18 protein-coding genes are annotated in these 20,551 nt (G+C 68.3%); 8 read left to right on the top strand and 10 right to left on the bottom strand.

Features of this window, described 5'->3' with window-relative positions; all coding sequences use genetic code 11:
• Nucleotides 1-51: 51 nt before the first annotated feature.
• From VFE28_08695 to VFE28_08670, 6 genes are all read left to right on the top strand, one after another.
• Nucleotides 52-1,506 (top strand): lipopolysaccharide biosynthesis protein, encoded by a 1,455-nt coding sequence (locus tag VFE28_08695; protein ID HZM16064.1) that lies wholly within the window; start codon nt 52-54, stop codon nt 1,504-1,506.
• Nucleotides 1,507-1,615: 109 nt separating this feature from the next.
• The gene (locus VFE28_08690; GenBank protein HZM16063.1) at nt 1,616-2,428 is read left to right on the top strand and encodes a glucose-1-phosphate cytidylyltransferase; all 813 of its coding nucleotides are present in this window, start codon (nt 1,616-1,618) and stop codon (nt 2,426-2,428) included.
• An 8-nt stretch (nt 2,429-2,436) separates the two neighbouring features.
• Complete coding sequence (locus VFE28_08685) at nt 2,437-3,432, top strand: GDP-mannose 4,6-dehydratase (protein HZM16062.1); 996 nt, start codon at nt 2,437-2,439, stop codon at nt 3,430-3,432.
• Between the two features lie 18 nt (nt 3,433-3,450).
• A complete protein-coding gene (locus VFE28_08680) occupies nt 3,451-4,404 on the top strand; it encodes an NAD(P)-dependent oxidoreductase (GenBank protein HZM16061.1) in 954 nt (317 codons plus the stop codon).
• Nucleotide 4,405: 1 nt separating this feature from the next.
• On the top strand, nt 4,406-4,831 hold the full coding sequence (locus tag VFE28_08675; protein ID HZM16060.1) for a hypothetical protein: 426 nt from the start codon (nt 4,406-4,408) through the stop codon (nt 4,829-4,831).
• A complete protein-coding gene (locus tag VFE28_08670) occupies nt 4,828-6,039 on the top strand; it encodes a glycosyltransferase family 4 protein (protein ID HZM16059.1) in 1,212 nt (403 codons plus the stop codon). The genes VFE28_08675 and VFE28_08670 overlap by 4 nt, the downstream gene beginning before the upstream one ends.
• Here the strand turns inward: VFE28_08670 and VFE28_08665 are convergent.
• The 7 genes from VFE28_08665 to VFE28_08635 all read right to left on the bottom strand — a co-directional run bounded on the left by VFE28_08665 (nt 5,985) and on the right by VFE28_08635 (nt 14,514).
• Nucleotides 5,985-7,556 (bottom strand): O-antigen ligase family protein, encoded by a 1,572-nt coding sequence (locus tag VFE28_08665; protein ID HZM16058.1) that lies wholly within the window; start codon nt 7,554-7,556, stop codon nt 5,985-5,987. The genes VFE28_08670 and VFE28_08665 overlap by 55 nt on opposite strands.
• Before the next feature lie 16 nt (nt 7,557-7,572).
• Entirely contained in the window at nt 7,573-8,322 is a 750-nt protein-coding gene (locus VFE28_08660; GenBank protein HZM16057.1) for a CpsD/CapB family tyrosine-protein kinase, read from the bottom strand.
• 16 nt (nt 8,323-8,338) lie between these two features.
• Nucleotides 8,339-9,856 carry a hypothetical protein gene (locus tag VFE28_08655; protein HZM16056.1) on the bottom strand — a complete coding sequence of 506 codons (1,518 nt, stop codon included), beginning with the start codon at nt 9,854-9,856 and terminating at the stop codon, nt 8,339-8,341.
• Entirely contained in the window at nt 9,828-10,622 is a 795-nt protein-coding gene (locus VFE28_08650; GenBank protein ID HZM16055.1) for a polysaccharide biosynthesis/export family protein, read from the bottom strand. The genes VFE28_08655 and VFE28_08650 overlap by 29 nt, the downstream gene beginning before the upstream one ends.
• 409 nt (nt 10,623-11,031) lie before the next feature.
• Entirely contained in the window at nt 11,032-12,279 is a 1,248-nt protein-coding gene (locus tag VFE28_08645; GenBank protein ID HZM16054.1) for a hypothetical protein, read from the bottom strand.
• 20 nt (nt 12,280-12,299) lie between these two features.
• Nucleotides 12,300-12,674 carry an EamA family transporter gene (locus VFE28_08640; GenBank protein ID HZM16053.1) on the bottom strand — a complete coding sequence of 125 codons (375 nt, stop codon included), beginning with the start codon at nt 12,672-12,674 and terminating at the stop codon, nt 12,300-12,302.
• A 130-nt stretch (nt 12,675-12,804) separates the two neighbouring features.
• Nucleotides 12,805-14,514: a glycosyltransferase family 39 protein gene (locus tag VFE28_08635; GenBank protein ID HZM16052.1), complete on the bottom strand. Its 1,710-nt coding sequence runs from the start codon at nt 14,512-14,514 to the stop codon at nt 12,805-12,807.
• Between the two features lie 169 nt (nt 14,515-14,683).
• Here VFE28_08635 and VFE28_08630 point away from each other — a divergent pair, with 169 nt between their 5' ends.
• On the top strand, nt 14,684-15,874 hold the full coding sequence (locus VFE28_08630) for a hypothetical protein (protein HZM16051.1): 1,191 nt from the start codon (nt 14,684-14,686) through the stop codon (nt 15,872-15,874).
• 29 nt (nt 15,875-15,903) lie between these two features.
• Here VFE28_08630 and VFE28_08625 read toward each other — a convergent pair whose 3' ends face one another.
• Both VFE28_08625 and VFE28_08620 read right to left on the bottom strand, forming a co-directional pair.
• On the bottom strand, nt 15,904-17,835 hold the full coding sequence (locus tag VFE28_08625) for a nucleoside-diphosphate sugar epimerase/dehydratase (protein HZM16050.1): 1,932 nt from the start codon (nt 17,833-17,835) through the stop codon (nt 15,904-15,906).
• A 61-nt stretch (nt 17,836-17,896) separates the two neighbouring features.
• Complete coding sequence (locus VFE28_08620; protein HZM16049.1) at nt 17,897-19,063, bottom strand: DegT/DnrJ/EryC1/StrS family aminotransferase; 1,167 nt, start codon at nt 19,061-19,063, stop codon at nt 17,897-17,899.
• A 257-nt stretch (nt 19,064-19,320) separates the two neighbouring features.
• Here VFE28_08620 and murB point away from each other — a divergent pair, with 257 nt between their 5' ends.
• Nucleotides 19,321-20,217 (top strand): UDP-N-acetylmuramate dehydrogenase, encoded by an 897-nt coding sequence (murB, locus tag VFE28_08615; protein ID HZM16048.1) that lies wholly within the window; start codon nt 19,321-19,323, stop codon nt 20,215-20,217.
• Nucleotides 20,218-20,282: 65 nt separating this feature from the next.
• On the opposite strand, the gene VFE28_08610 is transcribed toward murB, so the two are convergent.
• A partial coding sequence (locus tag VFE28_08610) for a polysaccharide biosynthesis protein (GenBank protein ID HZM16047.1) occupies nt 20,283-20,551 on the bottom strand: 269 nt, incomplete at its 5' end.

Raw genomic sequence — 20,551 nt, 5'->3', positions numbered from 1 at the left:
CGCCGGGGCCTCCCCCCCGCAGGCGCCCGGAGGCGGTGGTCGCTCATTCCCGTGCCCCCCACACCGACCCAGACGGCACGCTTCAAGAGCCACTTCGTCGAGAGCGTCGTTCTCACCTGGGCGGGCAACCTCGGCCGCATCGTCCTCGGTCTGCTGGCGCTGCGTCTCGTGACCGGCGCCATTCCGGAGGCCGATCTCGGCGCCTACTGGATCCTCACCTCCGTCGCGGCGCTGCTCGCCAACCTTGCCGATCTCGGCATCGGCCTGGGCGTCGCCCGGCACCTGCCGCTGGCGCCGGACGAAGCGAGCGCGCGCCGGCTGATGCAGACGGTGCTCTGCCTGCGCGCTGCGGCGCTCCTCGCTCTCTGCCTCGCCCTCGCCGCGGCCAAACCCTGGGTGCTGCGTCTCTTCGCCGCCGAATCCATCGCCTCGCGTTACCCCTACGTGTACGCCTTCGTGATCGTGAACAGCCTCGGCGAGCTCTACACCAGTTTCCTGCAGGGGCTGCAGCGTTTCCGGGTCATCGCGCTCTACGCCCTGCTCTCCAGCTTGGTGCGACTGCTGCTGATCGTGGCTCTCGTCCGTGGGGCGGGAATGCAGGTGGAGGGTCTCTTCCTGGCCGAGGTGCTGTCGCTGTTCCTCGCCGCGGCGCTCTCCGCCTGGTCGACCGGGCAGGGCGGGAGCGTCCGCCTCCACCCCCCCACGGCTGCCGCGCAGCTGCGCTTCGGTTTTCCGCTCTACCTCAACACGCTCCTCGCTTACGGCGCCAATCGCTTGAACACTTTGCTCATCGCCGGCCTCACCGGCCCCGTGGCGGTGAGCCATTTCTCCGTGGCCAGCCGCATTCCCGATCAGCTCTCCATGGTGTTGCGCTCGTACACTCAGGTGTACTTGCCGCACATGTCGCGTTTTCTCGCCCAGGCCGAACTCGAGCGGGCCCGCCGTCTGCTCGCGGCCTCGCTCCGGCTCATGAGCTTCGGCTTCGCCCTCCTCACCGTGCTGCTCGGCTTCTTCCGTCACGAGCTCCTGGCCTTGCTCGCACCGCCGTCGTATCAGGCAGCGGCTGCCGCGGTGCCGCTCCTCGTCGGCGCCCTCGCCTTCGCCAGCCTCGGCAGCATCCTCGGCACCACCCTCGTGGCTCTCGGTGATTCGCGCACGCCGCTCCTGATCAATCTCTGGAACACCGCCCTCAGCATCGCGCTGCAATTCGTTCTCATCCGCAACTGGGGGTTGCTGGGCGCCGCCTGGGCCAGCTTCCTCTTCAACGTTTTGGCCTGGGCGGTCACCGACGTCGTCGTCAGCCGCCGCCTGCGGCCGGCGGGACGCGGCTACCTGGGCCTCCTCGTCTTTCTGGCGGGAGTGCTCCTCGCCGGGCTCCGGGCCGGCGTGGCGCTGCGCCTCGCGCTCCTCGCCGCGGCGGCGGCGACCTGCGTGGCGCTGTCGCGACCGCTGCGCCAAGACATCGTCGAGGTCTGGAAATCGCGCCGCGCCGGTGGTAGCGGCTGAGCGGCGCGGCACCAGGTCGCCGGGCGCCGCCCTTGGGCTATAATCGATCGCGCCCAGCAGATCCCGTCCGCAACGCCAGCCCCAGCGGACCCTTCCGGAGGCATGCAACGTGTCCGGCTCCCCGAGCGCACAGGGCACCCCCCTGGCCGACGTCCCCGTGGTCATCCTCTGCGGCGGCATGGGCATGCGCCTGGCCGGCGAAACCGAGTTCAAGCCCAAGCCCATGGTGCGGGTCGGGCCCCATCCGATGCTCTGGCACATCATGAAGATCTACAGCGCCTTCGGCTGCCGGCGCTTCATCCTCTGCCTGGGCTACAAGATGGAAGTCATCAAGGAGTGGGTGCTGAACTACCGGGTCATGGACAACGACTTCACCATGCACCTCGGCCCCGAAGCACGCACGGAAGTGCACGCCGGCAACGCCCACGAACCATGGCGGATCACCTGCGCCGACACCGGGCTCGAGACCATGACGGGCGGACGGCTCTACCACGTCGCCCGCTATGTCCAGGGCGAGCACTTCTTCGCCACCTACGGCGACGGACTGGCGGACATCGACATCCGCGCCCTCTACGACTTCCACCTGCGCGAGGGCCGCATCGGCACGGTGACCGGAGTGCGCCCGGATTCGCGCTTCGGCGTCATCGAGAGCGAGAGCGGCCGCCGGGTGGATCACTTCCGCGAGAAGCCCCAGCTCGACAGCTACGTGAGCGGTGGCTTCTTCGTCTTCCGGCGCGAGTTCCTCTCCTGGCTGGACCCGCAGGCCGTGCTGGAGCGCGAGCCTCTGGACCGGCTCGCCGCGGCGGGCCAGCTGTCGCTGTACCGGCACGATGGCTTCTGGAAGAGCATGGATACGTACCGGGACTTCACCGATTACAACGAGATGTGGAAGCGCGGCGAGACGCCCTGGAAGGTCTGGTGAACGGCACGGTGGCGGGTTTCTGGCAGGACACCAACGTCTTCGTCACCGGCTGCACCGGCATCCTGGGCTCGTGGCTCACTCGGGAGCTGGTGCGTCGCGGCGCCAATGTCGTCGGCCTGGTGCGTGACCGCGTGCCGCGCTCGCTCATCCTGAACAGCGAGGAATGGAACGCGGTGACGGCGGTGCATGGCGCCGTCGAGGACCTGGAGCTGGTGGAGAGGGCACTCAACGAGTACGAGATCGACAGCGTCTTCCACCTGGCGGCGCAGACCATCGTCGGCACCGCCAACCGCAGCCCTCTTTCCACCTTCGAGAGCAACATCAAGGGCACCTGGGTGTTGCTGGAGGCGGCGCGGCGCACCCGCAGCGTGCGCCGGGTGGTGGTGGCTTCCAGCGACAAGGCCTACGGTGAACACACCCAGCTGCCCTACGACGAGACCTTCGCCCTGCAAGGGCGGCATCCCTACGACGCCTCCAAGTCCTGCGCCGACCTGCTGGCCCAGTCCTACCACGCCACCTTCGAACTGCCCGTGACCATCACCCGCTGCGGCAACCTCTACGGCGGTGGCGACTTGAATTGGAACCGCCTGGTTCCGGGCACCATCAAGGCGCTGCTGCGTGGCGAACGCCCGGTGATCCGCAGCGACGGCACCTGGGTGCGGGACTACTTCTACGTGCTCGATGCGGTGCACGCCTATCTCGCCCTCGCCGAGCGCATGGACGACCGGAGTCTGTGGGGACAGGCCTTCAACTTCAGCAACGAGATCCAGATGACCGTCCTCGACGTGGTCCGCCGCCTGCGCGAGCTCATGCTCTGCACCAACCTCGAGCCCGTGGTCCTGGGCGAGGCCCGCGCCGAGATTCCGCACCAGTACCTGTCGGCGGCGAAGGCACGGCGCCTGCTCGGCTGGGAACCGGTGTACGACGTGGAGCGCGGCTTCCTCGAGACCATCGACTGGTACCGGGACTTCTTCGCCTCGCCGCGCGCCCGCTTCGGGACCTGAATCACCCTGGGGGAAGGCATGCGCGTGCTGGTCACCGGCGGCGCCGGCTTCATCGGCCGTCACCTGGTGCAGAGTCTCGTTCGCCGCGGCGACACGGTCGCCGTGGTCGGGCGGCGCCGGCGCGAAGCGCTGCCGGAAGGAACGTTGCCGGCGGGCGTCGCCTACCACCCCGCCGACCTGGGCGAAGCCGATGCCGCCGGCAGGCTGCTGGCGGAGCTGCGCCCGGAGGTCGTCTTCCACCTGGCGAGCGCGGTGGACGTGGCCCGCGACCTGGCGCACCTGGAAGCCCAAGTGCGGAGCACGCAGATGGCGGCGGTGCACGTGGCCCGGGCTTGTCTCGTGCAAGGCGTCGGCCGTCTGGTGCACGTCGGCACCTGCGAGGAATACGGCAACGGGCCGGCGCCTTTCCGGGAGAGCCAGGACCCGGCGCCGGTGTCCCCCTATTCTGCCGCCAAGGCGGCAGCGACGGCCTTCGTCCGCATGCTCTGCGCCGCCTTCGGTCTCCGCGCCGTCGTCGTCCGCCCTTTCCTCACCTACGGCCCCGGGCAAACCGCGGACCTCCTCGTCCCCGCCCTCATCCGCAGCGCCCTCGCCGGGCGCGACTTCCCCATGACCGGAGGCGAGCAGACGCGGGAGTTCAACTATGTGGACGACATCGTGGCAGGATTGCTGCGCTGCGCCGAAGCGGACGGCGTCGAGGGTTTGGTGCTCAACTTGGGCTGCGCCGAGCCACGGCGCATCCGCGATGTGGCCGCCCTCGTTCTCGATTTGATGGGCAATCCCGTGCGCGCCGAGTTGGGCAAGCTGCCCTACCGCCCCGGCGAGACCTGGGAGTTCTACTGCGACAACACCCGGGCGCGGCAGCTGCTCGGCTGGAGCCCGCAGGTGGCACTGGAGGAAGGTCTGCGGCGCACCATCGCCTGGTATCGCGCCCGCCCCCTCGGAGGCGCGGGCATGAGCGGGAGCTCTTGAGGTGAGCGACGTCTGGTACGAGGTACGGCCTTTGCGCCGGCTGGACGACAGCCGCGGCTGGTTCCTCAAGGCCCTGCAATCCCGCCACCTCGGCGGCCGGCCCTTCGGCGAGGTGTACCTCTCCGTCGGCGCCGCCGGCGAGACGCGGGCCAACCACTTCCACCGGCGCACGACGGAGTGGTTCTGTCCGGTGGCCGGGAGCGGCACTCTCTACCTTTACGACACCGAAAGCGAACGGCGAGCGCAGGTGCGCTTCGACGCCGCCGCTCCGGTGTCGGTGCGCGTGCCCCCCGGGGTCGCGCACAGTCTGGTCGCCGATGCCGGCACCGAGCTCGCCGTGCTCGCCGTGGCCGACGTGGAGTACGACCCGCAGGACACCGACACCTACAGCGTTGCACCCGAACGCATCCGGGGAGTCTCGCCGTGAGGATCCTCATGGTGAGCCCCTTCTGGGATCCCGTGACCGGCGGCGGCGAACGGGTGCTCAAGAACAGCGCCTTGGCGCTCCGCGACCGCGGCCATCAGGTCGACATCCTCACCCTCAACACCGATGCCCGGCAACGGGCGCTCTGGAAACACGAGGAAAGCGAGTGGCAGGGCCTCCGCGTGGTGCGCTGGCCGGCGCTCAACCTCGTGCCGCGGACGCGCCAGGGCCTGGACCTCTTCCTCGCCAAGGTCGAGAACCGCGTTTTCCCGCACAACTACGTCGTCAAGTATCTCTACAAGCCCGGCTTCGCCCGGCAAGCGCGGGGCCACGACATCGTGCAGCTGCACAACGACATCGAGCTCGGCTTCCTCTGGCTGCTGCGCCGCGTGCCCATGCCGCGGGTGCTCTGGTGCCACACCCTGGACGTCACCTACCGTTTCCACTACCGCCAGCACCGCTTGAGCCGCGCCATCCTGCGCCGTGGCGCCGACTTCTTCCTCACCGGCTGCACCTCCACGGTGCCGGCGCTGCAGGCCATCGGCGTCCCCGACGCCTGCATCGGCACGGTGCACTACGGCGTGGACGAGCGCTTCTTCCAGCCGCGGCCGGAGCTCAAGGAGCCGCGCACGGTCCTTTTCGTCGGCGGCTTGCAGGTGCACAAGGGCCCCCTCGTGCTCGTGCAAGCGCTGCGTCACTTCCGGCGCCCGGCCCGCATCGTGCTGCTCACCATCAGCCGCGACCCCCAGTACGGCGAGACCTTCCGGCAGGCCCTGGCGGCGGAAGAAGCCCGCGGCTTCCACCAGATCGAACACCTGCCGGACTTGCGTGACCCGCAACGCCTGCTCCGTGCTTACCAGGCGGCGACGGTGTTCGCCACCCCGTCGTTGGAATCCGTGTTCGAGCTGGTGAACCTGGAAGCCCTCGCCTGCGGCACCCCGGTGGTGGCGTCCCGCGTCGGCGGTTTTCCGGATCTGATCGAGGACGGAGTGAACGGCCTCTTCGTGCCTCCCGGGGAGCCCGAGGCGCTGGCGGCGCGCCTGGAGGCGGTGCTCGACCAGCCGGCGCTGGCAGCGCGTCTCGGCGCCGAAGGGCGCCGCACGATCCTGCGTGACTTCACCTGGACACGGGTCGGCGAGAAGCTGGAGGCACACTATCAGCGACTGCTGTCCCAGACCACTGCGGCTTCGGCGTCCCGCTCGGAGAAATAGCGCACCGCTTCCACGATGCCGAGCATGAGCGCCAGACAGGGCACGGCGGGGGGATACCACAGGCTGGGCTGCATCACCGACGCCAGCAGGATCGAGGCGGTGGAACCGATGCAGGCGATGACGATGCTGCGGTCCTCCGGCGACTGCAAGGTGTGATAGACGCGCCGGGCGCGGACGAAGAAGGTGACGAACATGGTGAGGCACGTCCCGAGCGCCAGGACGCCGCCCTGCGTGAGCAGCAGCACGTAGGCGTTGTGGATGTAGCTCACCGGCCGCCAGTAGTGCGACTGCCAGATTTCGTCCCAGTCCTCCTCGTAGCGATAGACGCCGCCCACTCCGATCCCCAACCAAGGGTGCTCCACGATCTTCGGCCAGGCGGCGCTGATTTCCATGAAGCGGGCTCCGGCGGAGCTGCCTTCGGCGTAGGACTCGGCCTTGAAGATCGAGGTGAAGCGCTTGATGTACGGGGTCATGTAGTTTTCCCGTTCGGTGGAGACGATGCTGAGCAGCAAGAGCAGGAGCGCCACGCTCACCACCATGGCCAAGAAGATCCGCGCCACGCCGAGGCGGATGGCGCCGCGGCCGAGCACCGCCATGATCGCCATGGAGAGCAGGACTCCTAGCCAGATGCTGCGGGTGAAGGTGAGGAGCAAGCCGCCGAGGAGAAGAAACAGCGCCAGGTAAAGACCCCGGGCGCCACGCGGCGAGCACAAGGGGATGCGGGAGACCACGAAGGGCACGGTCGTCCAGATGAGCTCCGTTCCGGGCGGCAGAATGCGGCCGGCGAAGCCACCGAAAGACTCCACCCGGATCGAGTTGCCGAGAAAGAACTTGGCCCGTTCGCCGGCGAAGAATTGGGCGTACATGAGCACGGCGACGATCAGGGACATGCAGAAGCAAGCCTGCAGGAGGAGGCGCAATTCCCTGCGGCTGCGCAGGCAAAGAGCGCCGACGAAGAACATGAGGTAGAACCAGTACGACCTCGAGGTCTCCACCATCATGCGGAGGCCGACGCCGCGGAACGCCAACCCGACCATGGAAACCACCAGCATGGCCAGCAGGAACAAGAGGACCGTCGCCGCCACCGGCGTGGCCAGCCGGCGGCGCGCCGTGCCGATCTCGCCGCTCAAGCAGAAAGCCGCCAGGAGGAAGAGCATGAGCCCCTGGCCGAGGGTGAGGCGGAGATGCTCCAGAACCGGGATCTCCGGGATGAAGTGGTACAGCGACAGCGTCGGCAGCACGTCGTAGTAAACGATGAAGCTGGTGCTGCAGAGGACGAGGATGATGCCCAGTTCCCAACGCCAGAACACCAGCATGAAGACCACACCGGCGATGGCCATGAACAGCACGTCTTGGTACCGGAAGCTCAGGAACTGCCCGGAGGCGAACTTGCCCACCACGAGCAACACCAAGCCGAAGGCTGCCAACCGGCCGAGTCGAAAGAGCCGGTCCCCGAGCTTGGTGTTCTCGATGAAATCGAAGAGGGAGTTGCTGAGATAGCGGGCGTTGAGCCGCATCGTCCGCCGGCTCCCGTCAGGAGATGAGCTTGTACACGAAGTGCGGGATGGCGAAGCGGCGCCGGTTGAGCACCACCCCCAGCATGGGGGCATCCTGGCTCTGCAAGGGGTCCATGGCTTTCTGCAGCACCTCGCGCTTCAAACGTCCCTGGCGCACCACCAGGAGGATGCCGTCCACCCGCGCCGCCAGGTGGATCGAATCGGGGTAGGCCAGGAGCGGTGGACCGTCGACGAGGGTGAAACGGAAGGTCCGGCGCATCTCCGCGAGCATGGCGTCGAACTGCGGGCTGTCGAAGAAAGCCACGGAGCTCAGCCTCTTTCTCCCCGGTGTGACGACGAAGAGGTTGTTGGTGTCGCCGGGCTGGATGACGCTGGCGAGCTCCCGGGTGTAGCCGTTCTCCGCGACGTCCGTGAGGCCCAGGCCCGACTTGGCGCCGGTGTGCCGCGCCAAGCTCGGATCGTGGAAGTTGCCGTCCAGGCAGAGCACGTCGCCGCCGCAGCCGGCGGCCAGAGCCTGCCCGAGGTGGGCGGTGACATAGGTGGCGCCCTCGCGGACCGCAGCGCCCACCACGAGCACGATGCGGCCCTCCTTCACCCTGGTGAAGCTGCTGATCACGGCGCTGCTCAGCCGGCCGAACTCGGTCTCCTGGAGCCGCACCTCCCGGGGGTGCGCTTCCGTCCCCGGCGTTCCACCCTCCAGGGGCGGCACCACCAGCTCCACCGAGTTCTGTTCCGCTTTGCGCAGGGCATCGAAGATCTTGCTCATGGTGACAGGCCCCGCCTCAGAGGTAATGGGTGCTGATGGAGGCCAGGTGCGGCAGCGCCAGGTGATCCTCCACCTGCTCGCGCCGACGGATGGTGTGATCCACGTTGTCCACGAAGCCGGCCACCACGAAGGCCAGGATCAAGCTGAAGACCACGGCCACCATGAACTTGAAGCCCTTGCGCGCTTCCACGGGGAGCGTCGGTACGGAAGAGAAGCTGACCACCTTCACCTTGTTCATGGCTTCGTCGGGGCTCTCCAGGGTGGCCGACTTGAAGAGCTGCTCCACCATGTCCGCCCTCTTCATGGTCCGCTGGGTGATGTCGCGGTCGTAGCGGTCCAGCTTCGCCTCCACCCCGGGGTAGGCCACCAGCAGCGTGTCCACCTCGGTGATCTTGTGCTGCAGCTCGGCCTCGCGGCTCTTCAGCTGGGCGTACAGATGCTCCTGCTGCGCGATGACCCGCTTCTCCTCCTGCGCCAGCTTGTCCTGCAGCGTCTCCACTTCCTCGCGCTTGGCCACCACGAGCGGATTGTCCTCGGTCAGCTTCGACTGCAGCTGGGCCAGCTCGGCGGCGTGGAAGTTGAGGTCCTGGCGCATCTTCACCACCATCTCGTCCTTGCGCAGGAAGGCGGGCACCCGCCCCTTGTCACGCTCCCGCACCGCCGCCAGGTCGGTCTCCAGCGCGGCTTTGTCCACCTGCAGCTCGTCGAGCTCGGAGACGAGAGAGTGCCGGCGCAGGGCGAGGAGTTCCTGCTGCTTCCCCAGGTCGACGACCTGGTGGGCACTCTTGAAGCTCGCCATCCGTCCTTGCAGCTCGTCGATCTCGTCGTCCACCTTGCGGATCTCCTGGGCGAAGTACTGCGACTGACCCGGGGTCTGCTCCATGGTGAGATTGAACTTCTCGTAGACCTCGATGAGGGTGTTGACTGCCGCGGCGGAGAAGGCGGGGCTGGGCGAGTCCAGGGACACTTGGATGACGTTGGACTCGCCGAACTTCTCGACGCGAAACTTGTTCTTCAGGTACTTGAACAGCCGGGCTGGATCCGTGGTGGGCAGGTCCCGGGAGGAGAGCGCGGCCGGGGGCCGCGTGGGCGCGTAGGTGCCGAAGATCAACTGCCGCTCGCCCTGGTCCAGATTCTTGGGCAGCTCGGTGAGCGCCAGGAGCTGCTTCACCACCTCGTCCAGCACCGTGATCGAGTTGAGAATGTCCACCTCGGAACCGAGTTCCTCTTGTTGGCGCAGGATGGGAACGTTCTGCACCACCTGCAGCTTGCCGCGCCGGATGAGCACCTCCGCCTTGGCGTCGTAGGTGTTCGGCGCCCGTGCCAAAGTCAGGTACGACCAGAACACCGCGGAGCCGAAGATGCCGGCGATGATCATCCAGCGCCCGAAGAGGAGCTCCAGGAAGGAGTAGATGACCGGCTTGGAGACCGCTGGACGCACGGACGCCGGCCGTGCCGCCGCCGGGGTCGCGGTGCTCTGGGGCACCGGAGTCTTCGTGGTGACGTCAGCGTGCCACCGAGACGTTCTCGACACGTTGTCTCCAAGCTAGATCGTCCACGAGCAGCGCCGTGATGGCGGTGCGCTGGGCGACGTCCAGGAACTCTTTGGCGAAATCGGTGAAGGTGCGGAAGCGGCTCTTCGGCACGAACACCAAGTCTCCTGGCTGCAGGTAGATGTCTTTCGGCGCCAGCGCCTGGTGCAGCCGGGCGAAATCCAGGCGGTAGGCGTGGTCGGTGCCCTCCGGGTCGCGGCGCATGAGGATGATGCTGTTCTCCCGGGCCGTCTCCATGAGACCGCCCGCCAGCACCAGGCTGTGCACCACCCGGTCTCCCGGTCCGAAGGCGAAGCGTCCCGGGTTCCGTACCTGCCCGAGGACGTAGACGTTGCGCGCGGAGCTTTCCACCAGGACCACCGCCAGATCGAAGTTGCGGAAATACGACGAGTAGCGCGTGGTGAGCGAGTCGTCGAGCTGCGCCAGCGTCAGTCCGGCGGCTCGCACGCTCCCGAGCAGGCTCACGTTGATCCGGCCGTCCTGCGCCACCGTCATCGTGCCATTCAGGTCTTCGTAGCTGAGCGCCTTGAGATAGATCTGATCTCCCGGGGCGATCAGGGCGTTGTCGGGCTGCAGGAAGCGCTCCGGCGGAATGGGTGTTTTCGGATCGGTGAGATCGACGACGCCGGGCTCGTCCTCCGCGGTGCCGCGCGGTGCTGCCGTGCCACCGCAACCGGTGCTGCCGGTGCACAGGAGGAAGGCGAGCAGCCAAACGCCCCAGGGCCATGCCCTGGTGCGGCAACGCACCCGGCCACCGCCTCCCAGCGGAGCGCCGTGGTCACGGTGTGAGCGAATCCATGCCATGGCCAACACGAGAATCACCCTGCAGTGCGGGAGGCGGGTTCGGGCAGACGGACTCTCCTGGCCGCTGACGCCAGACCTTGCTCCCTCCCACCGGCTTCAGAGGCGCGCCGCCGGCGCTGGCGTCACGGCCGAGAGCTGCAAGGCGTGCCCTAGTTTAGCACTCGGGGCGGCCCCCCCGCCAGGGCGGGCCAGAGGCCGCCTGGCGCTGGACCGCAGCTGTTGCACTGCCAAGGTAGGGGAGCCTGACCGGCTGGGCTTCCGGTCCGAAACTGGGACTGGCCTTCGGCCCGCACTCCTTGCAGCCTCAGGGAAACCCTGAATCGGTGGAGGCAGGCCGCACCGAGACGAGGGGTCAGCGGGGGGAGTCGGTGCCGTGGTCGACCACCCCGAGGGCCCGGAGGTCGAGGCGCGCCGCCAGGCGCTCGTTCTTGCCGTCCAGTTTGGTGATCAGGATGGCGCTCATGGCGGCGTAGAACAGGGGCACCAGGTAGGGCACGAAGCGCCGCCTCGGGCGGTGCGCCAGCAACCTGGAGACGTAGATGGCGCCGCTCGTGAGCAGCACGCAAAAACCCAGCGACTCCAGGTAGAGGAAGCGGAGGTTGAGCCAGTCCGTGGGGTAACGGAAGACGGCGAACGGCACCACCATGACGTAGATCCAGCCGATGTAGAAACGGATGGCGCGATTGCCGAAGACGATGCCGAAGATCGAATAGGACAGGAAAGCGAGACCCACGAAGACGCGGATGATCGGCGCCAGAGCGTAGAGCCAGCGCACGAACCCGGAAGCATCGGCGAGGAGCTCGGAGTGCTGCACCGGGAAGGCCATGAGGACCAGATATCGCGGCAGATTGACCAGGAAGGCACCGGGATCCACCTTGCCCGGCCCGAGCCCTGGACCGAGGAACCAACGCACCACCAGGGCGACGCCAGCGGTCACGAGCGCCAGGACCAGCGTCGTGTGGAGCACCCGACGCTGGCGCTCGGGGCGAAAGAAGAAGTTGTAGAACAAGCAGGAGGCCAGGATGCTGAAGCTGCCGCCGCGCATGAACAAGCTGAGCAGGAAAACCGCAAAGAAGGCGAAGGCGTACAGCCCGAGCGGGCGCCCCGCGTTCTTCTGCTCGTTCCACACGTAGAGCAGCGTGCCCGCCAAGACCACCTTGGCGTAGAGCAGGCTCGAAATCCCGCCGGCGAACATGAGGTTCTTGCCATAACTCCCCACCCCCACGGCGAAGAGCAAGGCTGCCATGAGGGCCGCCGGGGCGTCATGGAGGAGCGAGATCACCAGAGCGTAGGCGATCCAAGCGTTCAGGATGTGCACGAACAGGTTGACCAGGTAGTAGGCGCGAGCGTCGGTGCCGAAGAGGCGGTATTCCAGGGCCAGAACCGGATTGGTGGGATAGCCGCCTGCCAGCGTCGGGCGGAAGTGTGACTCCTGCTCGTTCTGCGACAGCCGCCACAGATCGCTCGCGTCCTCCGGGCTCCAGAATCCCGTGTCGAGCACCTGTGCGAAGAGGAGTGTCGCCGCCGCCGCGAGAATGAGGAGCGCCGCCACGTGGCGCTGCGCTCCCGGCCGGCGAGGGCTGTGGGCAGGTTCGGGCATGCGACCCATCCCCGCCGGGCTCAAGCGCTGCCGCGCTGGGTGTAGGCCACGATGGACATCCCCACCAGGATACAGGCGAAACCCAGGATGCGGAGCGGCGGTATGGGCTCCCCGAGGACGAGGCGAGAGGCGAGGAGCACGGCGACGAAACTGAGCGAGGCGATGGAGGTCGCCACGTTGAGGGGCACCCGCGACAAGATGATCATATAGGAAACGAGCGCGAGGGCCCAGCAACCGAGACCGCCCCAGAGGTGCGGGCTCACCAGCAGACGGCGCAACGCCTCCACGGAGGGCACCGTCACTTCTCCCAACCCCTGCATGGCCTTCTTCTGCAGGACGTTGGCGCATGCCGTGGCGAGCACGAACAGGGCGCCGAGAACGAACGTTTGCCCCATACACTCCTCCCGACCCTGCGTCCCAGGAACTGCGTCGTGCCGCGCTGCGTCCCGCCGCTCAGGCCAGCATGCCGCGACACTTAACCACGGCCTTCCCTGGCCAGCAAGGGATCCCGTGGGGGGTGACCCTTCACCGCGGCGTGTCCGCTCCCGTCGAAGTGGGTGGCGTGCTACGTGGCGCTGGCGGCGCACGCAACTCGAGGAGCCGGTAGTCGGCGCAGCGCTCTCCCCTCTCCTCGACCTGGAACTCTTCCCCCAGGGCAGCGGCGAGGCCTTGCCAGCGGCGTTCCGATTCGGCGTTGTCTCGCAGGACCACGAGCGCGACCGGTTCACCCCGCAGCGCCGTCGCGATCGCGCTCGCGTCGCTCTCGGCGCGCGGCATGGAATGATAGCGTTCCACCGGCAGGCGCTCCCGGCAGAGGAAGAAGTAGCCCGCTTCGTCGGCGATCCACACCACCGGCGCTTCCTGCAGGGCCTCCGAGGCTCGAAACGCTGCGGCGCAGTCCGTCACCTGCCGCAGACGTGGGATGTGCCGGATCCACAGCTCCCCTTCGTGCGGGAAGAGCGCTCCCGTCCAGGGCACGAGCAAGAGAGCGACGGCAGCGAGCAACAGCCCGGAACGCGGCGAGCGCTGCAGCGCCCCGCCCAGGGCGGCCCCCGCGTAGGCCGCGCAGAGCGACCCCACCAAGATGAAGTAGCGCGGCTGATTCCCCGTCCCGGTGCTCCAGGTGGCGAGCAGCAAGCTTCCGAGGTGGAGCAGGAGGAGGGGCAAGAACTCGGCGCCTCGGTGCCAACGGAGCGAGCGCGCAATGCCCACCGCACCGAGCAGCGCCACCGACAACGGCACCGCCAGCCATCCGGCCCAGAGGAAATCGAAGAGCCGCGAACCGAGCGGGCGGCTCAAGGTCGGGTCCACTTGCAAGGTGTGGAAGAGACGCATGAAGTCCCCGTGCGCCTGCTGCACCGCCGCCGCCCAGAGCACCGACGGCAGGAGACAGGCGAGAGCGAAGAGCACAGAGCGGCGCCAGCGCCGCCACAACGGCGCCGCGAAGGCCGGCACGAGGAGGAAGGTCTCGAAGCGGCTCCAAGCGGCGAAGAAGACGCACACCCACCCGAGGACGAGCCAGAGCCAGGAACCCTGGGCGCTGCGTTGGGCGCAGCACACTGCGGCGACGCAGAGGAAGGCGAAGACGGGGTTCACGTCCGGAGTCGCGGCGTGGGCGCTCGTCACCGGGAGCACGGCGACAAAGAGCGCTGCCAGCGTCCCCGCCGCTCGCCCCCAGTGCCGCTCCACCGTGCGTCCGAGGAGGAAGACCGTGGCCGCCGACGACAGCGCCGAGAGCACGACGCCGGCGCGCACCGCGTCCCGGAACACCAGCCAGAAGAGCGCGTGCAGGTAGAGATGCCCCGGGCCCCACAGCTCTCGCGGCACCGGCTCCGGGTGTTGCAACCAGTGCAGCAGCCAAGCGACGCGGGCACCGTCGTCGCCGAGTCCGATGTCGCTCTTTTGCGCCACCACGAGCCGAGCCACGAGCGTGAGCAGCGCCAGAAGGCCGACGAAGGAGCGCCGCTGCTTTCCCTCCGCTTCGGGAGGCCTACCGAGCATGCCGGCGAAGGCCGCGCCCAAGGCAGGTTGAACCGACGACGAGAGCGCCAGCAGTCCAGCACCGAGGACGAGTACCCAGAGAGCGTCGAGGAAGCGCGCCGTCGCTGGTTCCAAGGCGCCGTCGGCGGTGAATCGCAGGAGCCAGTGCGACAACGGCCGGAGCAGCAGCACCAGGCCGACGGCGACCGCCAACACCCCGGCCGCGGCGGCGATCGGTCGGGGTCGTGGTCCCACCAGTGTCCTCCCGCATCGGGACCACGAGGACCGAGTGTCAGCCGCTTCGCAGCTTCCCCGTCGCGGCCCTCCGCTCGACGGTCTTGCGCACCTCGATCCCAGTGTAGCCGTTGCTCGACCCCACATCGGGCCGGCATAATGGGGCGCCCCCAACGACTCGGACCGCAGCGTGCGCCGTTCCGAATCTCAGCGACAGAATCCCCACCGAAGCCGGCGGCAACTGGCTCTGGCCCTGGCCTACGTCATCGCGGCTCTCGCCTCCGCCGGGATCTTCCTGGCCTGGCGCGTCTACGTGCACCACGCCACCCTGGTCTCGCGGGAGTTCTTCTTCATCGGCGGCATCCACCAGGCCGACGACACGGCCGGCTTCCGCATGGCGCCACACCGCACCGGTTTCGCCGTGTTGCAAGGGGGCGTCCAGGATCCGGCGCGGCGCATCCCGCTGCGCACCGACGCCCGCGGCTTCCGCATCCCCCTGGCCAGCGATGCCTCCCGACCGAGCGGCGCGGGACTGGCGGGGATCGGCTGCTCTTGCACCTTCGGCCACGGTGTGACGGCCGAGAGCACCTGGGTGGAGGTCGCCGGCGGCAGGCTCGGCCTGCCGGTGGACAACCTCGGCGTCTGCGCCTATTCCACCGTGACCAGCGTCGAGCTCCTGCGGCGCTCTATCGCCGCGCTGCGCCCGCGCCTCGTCGTCTATGCCTTCGGCAACTTCCATCTGGAGCGCTCGCGTCGGCCTTGGTCGGACGTCGCCGTCTTCCAGCCCAGCCTCACCACCGACCATGGCGAGCCACGACTCCTGCCGCCGCGCTTCGACAACCACTTGATCTTCGCGCTCTCGCCGGGCATCGAGAGGGAGTACTACCAGGAGAAGTTGGAAGGACGCACGCCACACTTCGACCTCGAAAAGCTGCGCTTGCTCTGGCCCCTCGCCTGCCAGGACCTGGGGCGGACGCTCCACCCCGCCACCTGGCGGGCGCGCTTCGCCCCGCCGGCGGTGCTCTCCGACACCACCCTCGCCCGCTGGGCCATCGGGGAGCTGCTGCGCTTGGCGCGCCCCTACGGCACGCGGGTGGTGCTGCTCTACTTCCCGGCCTTCTATGGCGAAACACCCCTCCCGGGCTTGCTGCAGGCCGTCCACGAACACGCGAACGACGCCGACTTCCTCTTCGTCGACACGGCGCCCGGGCTCTTCGCGCCGGTGCACAACCAGGACCAGTACGCCGCGCGTTTCCAGGTGCCCCGCGATGGCCATCCGAATGCGGCGATGCATCAGGAAATGGCGCGAGTGTTGGTGGCGGCGCTGACAGCGGCACCATGGTTGGCAGAAGCGGGAAGCGAAACGATCAGGAGGAAGTAGGACGCATCACGTCAGGGGCGTGGCGCGGTTCAGGCGCCGCCGCGGGCCCCGGGGACGCGAACCAGCGGCACGATGGTGGAGACGTCCGGAGCTTTCTTGGCGCTCCCGGCGGGCGCCTCGAGCTCGTTGACCAGCGTCATGAAACGCGTGCCGAGCTGACGCGCTTCCGGCACGCCGCGGAGCAGGTCGTGCAGCGTCTGCAGGAAGGACGGTAGATCCACCCGCCGGCCTCTCTCCGGCCCGGCGCGATAGATCGCGCGCACTTTGGTGGGCTCGCAGCGCTCGTGGTCGAAGAAGAGCTTCTCCGACAGCTTCTCCCCCGGACGGACGCCGCTGAACTGCACCTTCACGTCCTCCATGAAGCGCAGCCCCGAGAGCTCCACCAGTGTCCGCGCCAGGTCCAGGATGCGCACCGGCTTGCCCATCTCCAGGACGAAGACCTCGCCGCCTTCTCCCATGGCGGTGGCCTGCAGGATCAGGCGCGCCGCTTCGGGGATGGTCATGAAGAAACGCTCCATGTCCGGGTGGGTGATGGTGATGGGACCGCCGGAAGCGATCTGCTCCTTGAAGAGGGGCACGACGCTGCCGTCGGAATCCAGGACGTTGCCGAAGCGGACGATGACGAAGCGGGTGCCGCCCTCCCGGTTCAGCTCGCGCAGGATGATCTCGGCCGCCCGCTTCGAGGCCCCCATGACGCTGGTCGGCTCCACCGCCTTGTCCGTGGACACCAAGGTGAAGCGCCCCACCTGATACTCCCGGGCCAGGGCGGCGATGCTGTGCGTGGCGAGCACGTTGTTGCGGATGGCCTCGTAGGGGTTGTGCTCCATCATCGGCACGTGCTTGTAGGCAGCGGCATGGAAGATGTGCGCGGGCCGGTGGGCGCGCAGGATGGCTTCCATGCGTTCCCGGTCGCCGATGTCGGCGAGGAGCGGCACGATCTCGGTGCGCTCGCCGGACACTTCGCTCTGCAGGTCCCGCTCCAGGAAGAAGAGACGGCTCTCGGACTGCTCGACCAGGAGCAGCTTCGCCGGCCGGTGGCGCAGGATCTCGTGACAGAGCTCCGAGCCGATGGAGCCCGCCGCGCCGGTGACGAGCACCTTCTCGCCTTCGATGAGCTGCTGCACCTCGGTGTCGTCCAGCTCCACCGCCTCGCGGGGCAGCAGGTCTTCGACGCGGACATCGCGGATCTGCTGCAGGACGCTGGTGCCGCGCAGCAGGTCCGCCAGCCCGGGCAGGATGCGCACGTGCGCCCCCGCCCGCCGGCACCAGGTGAGGATCTCGCGGCGCGCATCGGCCTCCAGCGACGGGATGGCGAGGACGAGCTCGCGCAGCTCCGGCCCGATCCAGCGCACCAGGTCGTGCCGGCCGCCGAGGACGCGGGCGCCGTGGATCTCCTTGCCCCACTTCTCCGGATCGTCGTCGATGAAGCCGCGCAGCTCGTAGCCCAGCTCCGGCGATTGCAGGATTTCCCGCGCCACCATGCTCCCCGCCCGGCCGGCGCCGTACACCACCAGGGGTCGGAGCGCCCCGCCTCTCTCCAACCACTGCGCTTGCATCAGCGGGCTCTCGCGCCAGATGCGCACGGTGAACAGCGACACCGAGAGCATCGCCGAGGAGAGGAGGAAGTAGATGACGAGCACCGGCCACGGCAGGCCCATGGGCGACGGGATGAGGTTGTTGGCGCAGAGCAGCACCAGCGTCGCCAGGCCGGTGCCGCGCAAGATGCTCAGGAAGTCGCGCAAGCTGGCGAAGTCGGTGAGCTTGCGGTACACCCGCGCCCACAGCAGCCCGAGGAGCATGGTGCCGACGCTGAGCGCCAGGTTGAAGGGCAAGTACTGACGCTGGGGATCGGGGATTTGGCCCTCGAAGTGCACGAGGTAGGAAGCGACGAAGCAGCCCGCGAGGAGCACCAGGTGCACGACGACCCGCCGGGCCACGTACAGGACTTTCTGGGCCACCATCCGCGCACTCCTTGCGCCGGTCGCGTCCTCGCTGGACGGAGCCGCCACGCGGCCCCGTGAATCAGACGCGCACGGGCGTCCGCGTGCCGACGGCCTCGATGATGGAGACGATGCGGGCGATGTCGTCTTCCCGCAGGCCGACGTAGAGGGGCAGGTTGAGGATCTGCTGCGCCACCAGCTCGGTGGCGGCGAGATCCCCGGAGCGGGTGGGCGCCCAGGGGCGGTAGGCCGCCATGCGATGCACCGGCGGATCGAAGTAGGTGCGCGTTTCGATGCCGCTCCGCTCGAGGACGCGGCGGACTTCGTCGCGGCTGGCGCCGAACTCGCGCTCCACGATGCGCAGGCTGAAATCCTTGTACGACGAGAGATTGCCTTCCTCGACGCGCTGCAGCCGCACGCCCCGCAGCTTGGCGAGCGCGCCGGTGTAGAGGCGCACCAGCCGCCGGCGCTCCTCGACGTTGCGCTGCAGGTGCGGCAGGGATTGCAGCCCCACCAGGGCATGGAGCTCGCTCATGCGGGCGTTGAGGCCGATGAACTCGCAGTCGTAGTTGCCCGGGTTGCCATAGTTGCGGCCGCTGCGCAACCGCCGGGCGCTCTCCGCCTCCCGCAAGCTCACCAGGCCGCCTTCGCAGGAGGTGATCGTCTTGGTCGGCGACAAGCTGAACACCTCGGCGTCGCCGAAGCTCCCCGCCGGTCGCCCCTGGAAGGAGGAGCCGAGACCGTGCGCGGCGTCGAGGATCAACTTCAGGCTGTGCTCTCGGGCGATCTTCTCCAGGACATCCAGGGCGGGAGGATTGCCGCTCACGTAGACCGCGATGATGGCGCCGGTGTGCTTGGTGATCTTCCGCTGCAAGTCCTCGACGTTGACGTTGAGCGTTTCCGGGTCGCAGTCCACGAACACCGGGCGGCAGCCGCTCCAGACGATGGCGTGGGCCGAGGCCATGAAGGTGAAGCTCGGGACCAGGACCTCGCCGTGGACGTTCAGGGCGCGAAGCGCCAGCATGAGGCCGGCAGTGCAATTGTTCACCGCCACGACCTCGCGGCCGGGCATCAGCTCCGCCACCTTGCGCTCGAAGGCGGCGACGGTGCGGCCGTTGGTGAGCTCTCCAGAATTCCAGATCTCGCGCAGGAGCGGTAGGGCGGCCTCGAAGTCGGGAAGCGCCGGCGCTGCCACCTGGATGCGACGTGCTTTCGTCCTGGAATCTCCCGCGTCCTTCGCTGCCTGCACGACGACCTCCCTCTCTGCGCTCTCCTGCGGGGGGCGATGCGCCTTGGTTGGCCGTTCGCGCCAGTGGCCCGCCTCCATGCGTGCGGGCGGCGTCATCGCAACAACTGTGCCCGCGGCTCCGGCGTAAGCGTCCGGATTGACGCGGAGTTGGGCGCCGCGGCGGTTGACAGCAGCGGGGGGAATGGCTATTTCCGAAGCGTGGTCCGGCGGGAACTGCCGCACTTCCAGAACCGCGATCCGGCAGCATGGGAGCATCCATGACATTCCATGACGACCTGCACCGCGTCACCGGGGGACGCGTCAAGACGCAGGAACCTTTGGACCGCCACACCACCTTCCGCATCGGCGGGCCAGCGGAGTACTACGTCGCCCCGCGCTCCGAGGCCGAGGTCGGCGCCGTCTGTGCCCTGGCGCAGGCAGCGAACGTGCCGCTCCGGGTCCTCGGCAACGGCTCCAACCTCATCGTTCCCGATGCGGGCGTGACTGGAATCGTCCTGCATGTGGCCCGCGCCCTCGCCGGTGTGGAGAGAAACGACCACGAGGTGCACGCCGGCGCCGGTCTGCCGCTCGTGCAGCTCATGCAGTTCGCGGCCCGCCAGGGCCTGGAAGGTATGGAGTGGGCCTGCGGCATCCCCGGCACCGTGGGCGGGGCGCTCCTCACCAACGCCGGCACGCCGGCCGGTGAGATGAGCGACGTGACCACGCGCATCCGTGTCGTCGAACGGGACGGCAACCTGCGCGAGCTTGCCCCCGGGGATTTCGCCTTCGCCTACCGCAAGAGCTCGCTCCGTGAGCGGGGCTGCGTCGCCGTGGGCGCCACAGTGCGCCTGCAGCCCGGCGACCGCGACGCCATCTTCGAGCGCATCAAGACCTACAACCAGCGCCGACTGCTCACCCAGCCCGTCGGCACCTGGAACTCGGGCTGCATCTTCAAGAACTGCCCGCCCCATCGCATCGGTCAGGAGATCGACCGCGCCGGCCTCAAGGGCAGGCGCGTCGGCCACGCCAGCGTCTCCACGGTGCACGGCAACTTCATCGTCAACGAAGGTGGCGCCCGCGCCGCCGACGTCCTCGAGCTCATCGCCTGCATCAAGCACGAGCTCGAACCCAGGCTCGGCGTCCACCTCGAAGAAGAAGTCGAGATCTGGTCCTAGGAGTGTCGATCACCGCCAGAGGATCCCCTGCTCGTCGCCATCACCCCTTCGATTCGAAGCCGTTTTCAATCCGAGGGAGGCGAGTAGTCCGGAAGGATGGCGGCGAGGCGGCGGCGGATCGATGTGTCGTCGCCATCGCGGGCGAGGGTGGCGAGCTCCGTAGCAGCAGCGAGGGCGTCGGGCACTTGCAACGGCCCGAGACGCGCGACGAGCAGTTGCGGATGCGGCGACGGCAGCGTCGCATCCGTGTCGGCCTGCAGCTCCTCGTGCAGCTTCTCCCCGGGCCTCATCCCGGTGAAGCGGATCGGCACCTGCTCGGGATCGAAGCCGGAGA

This window comes from Candidatus Krumholzibacteriia bacterium (assembly GCA_035649275.1).
In the GTDB taxonomy this organism is placed as follows: domain Bacteria; phylum Krumholzibacteriota; class Krumholzibacteriia.
This window is presented reverse-complemented; position numbering and strand designations above follow the sequence as displayed.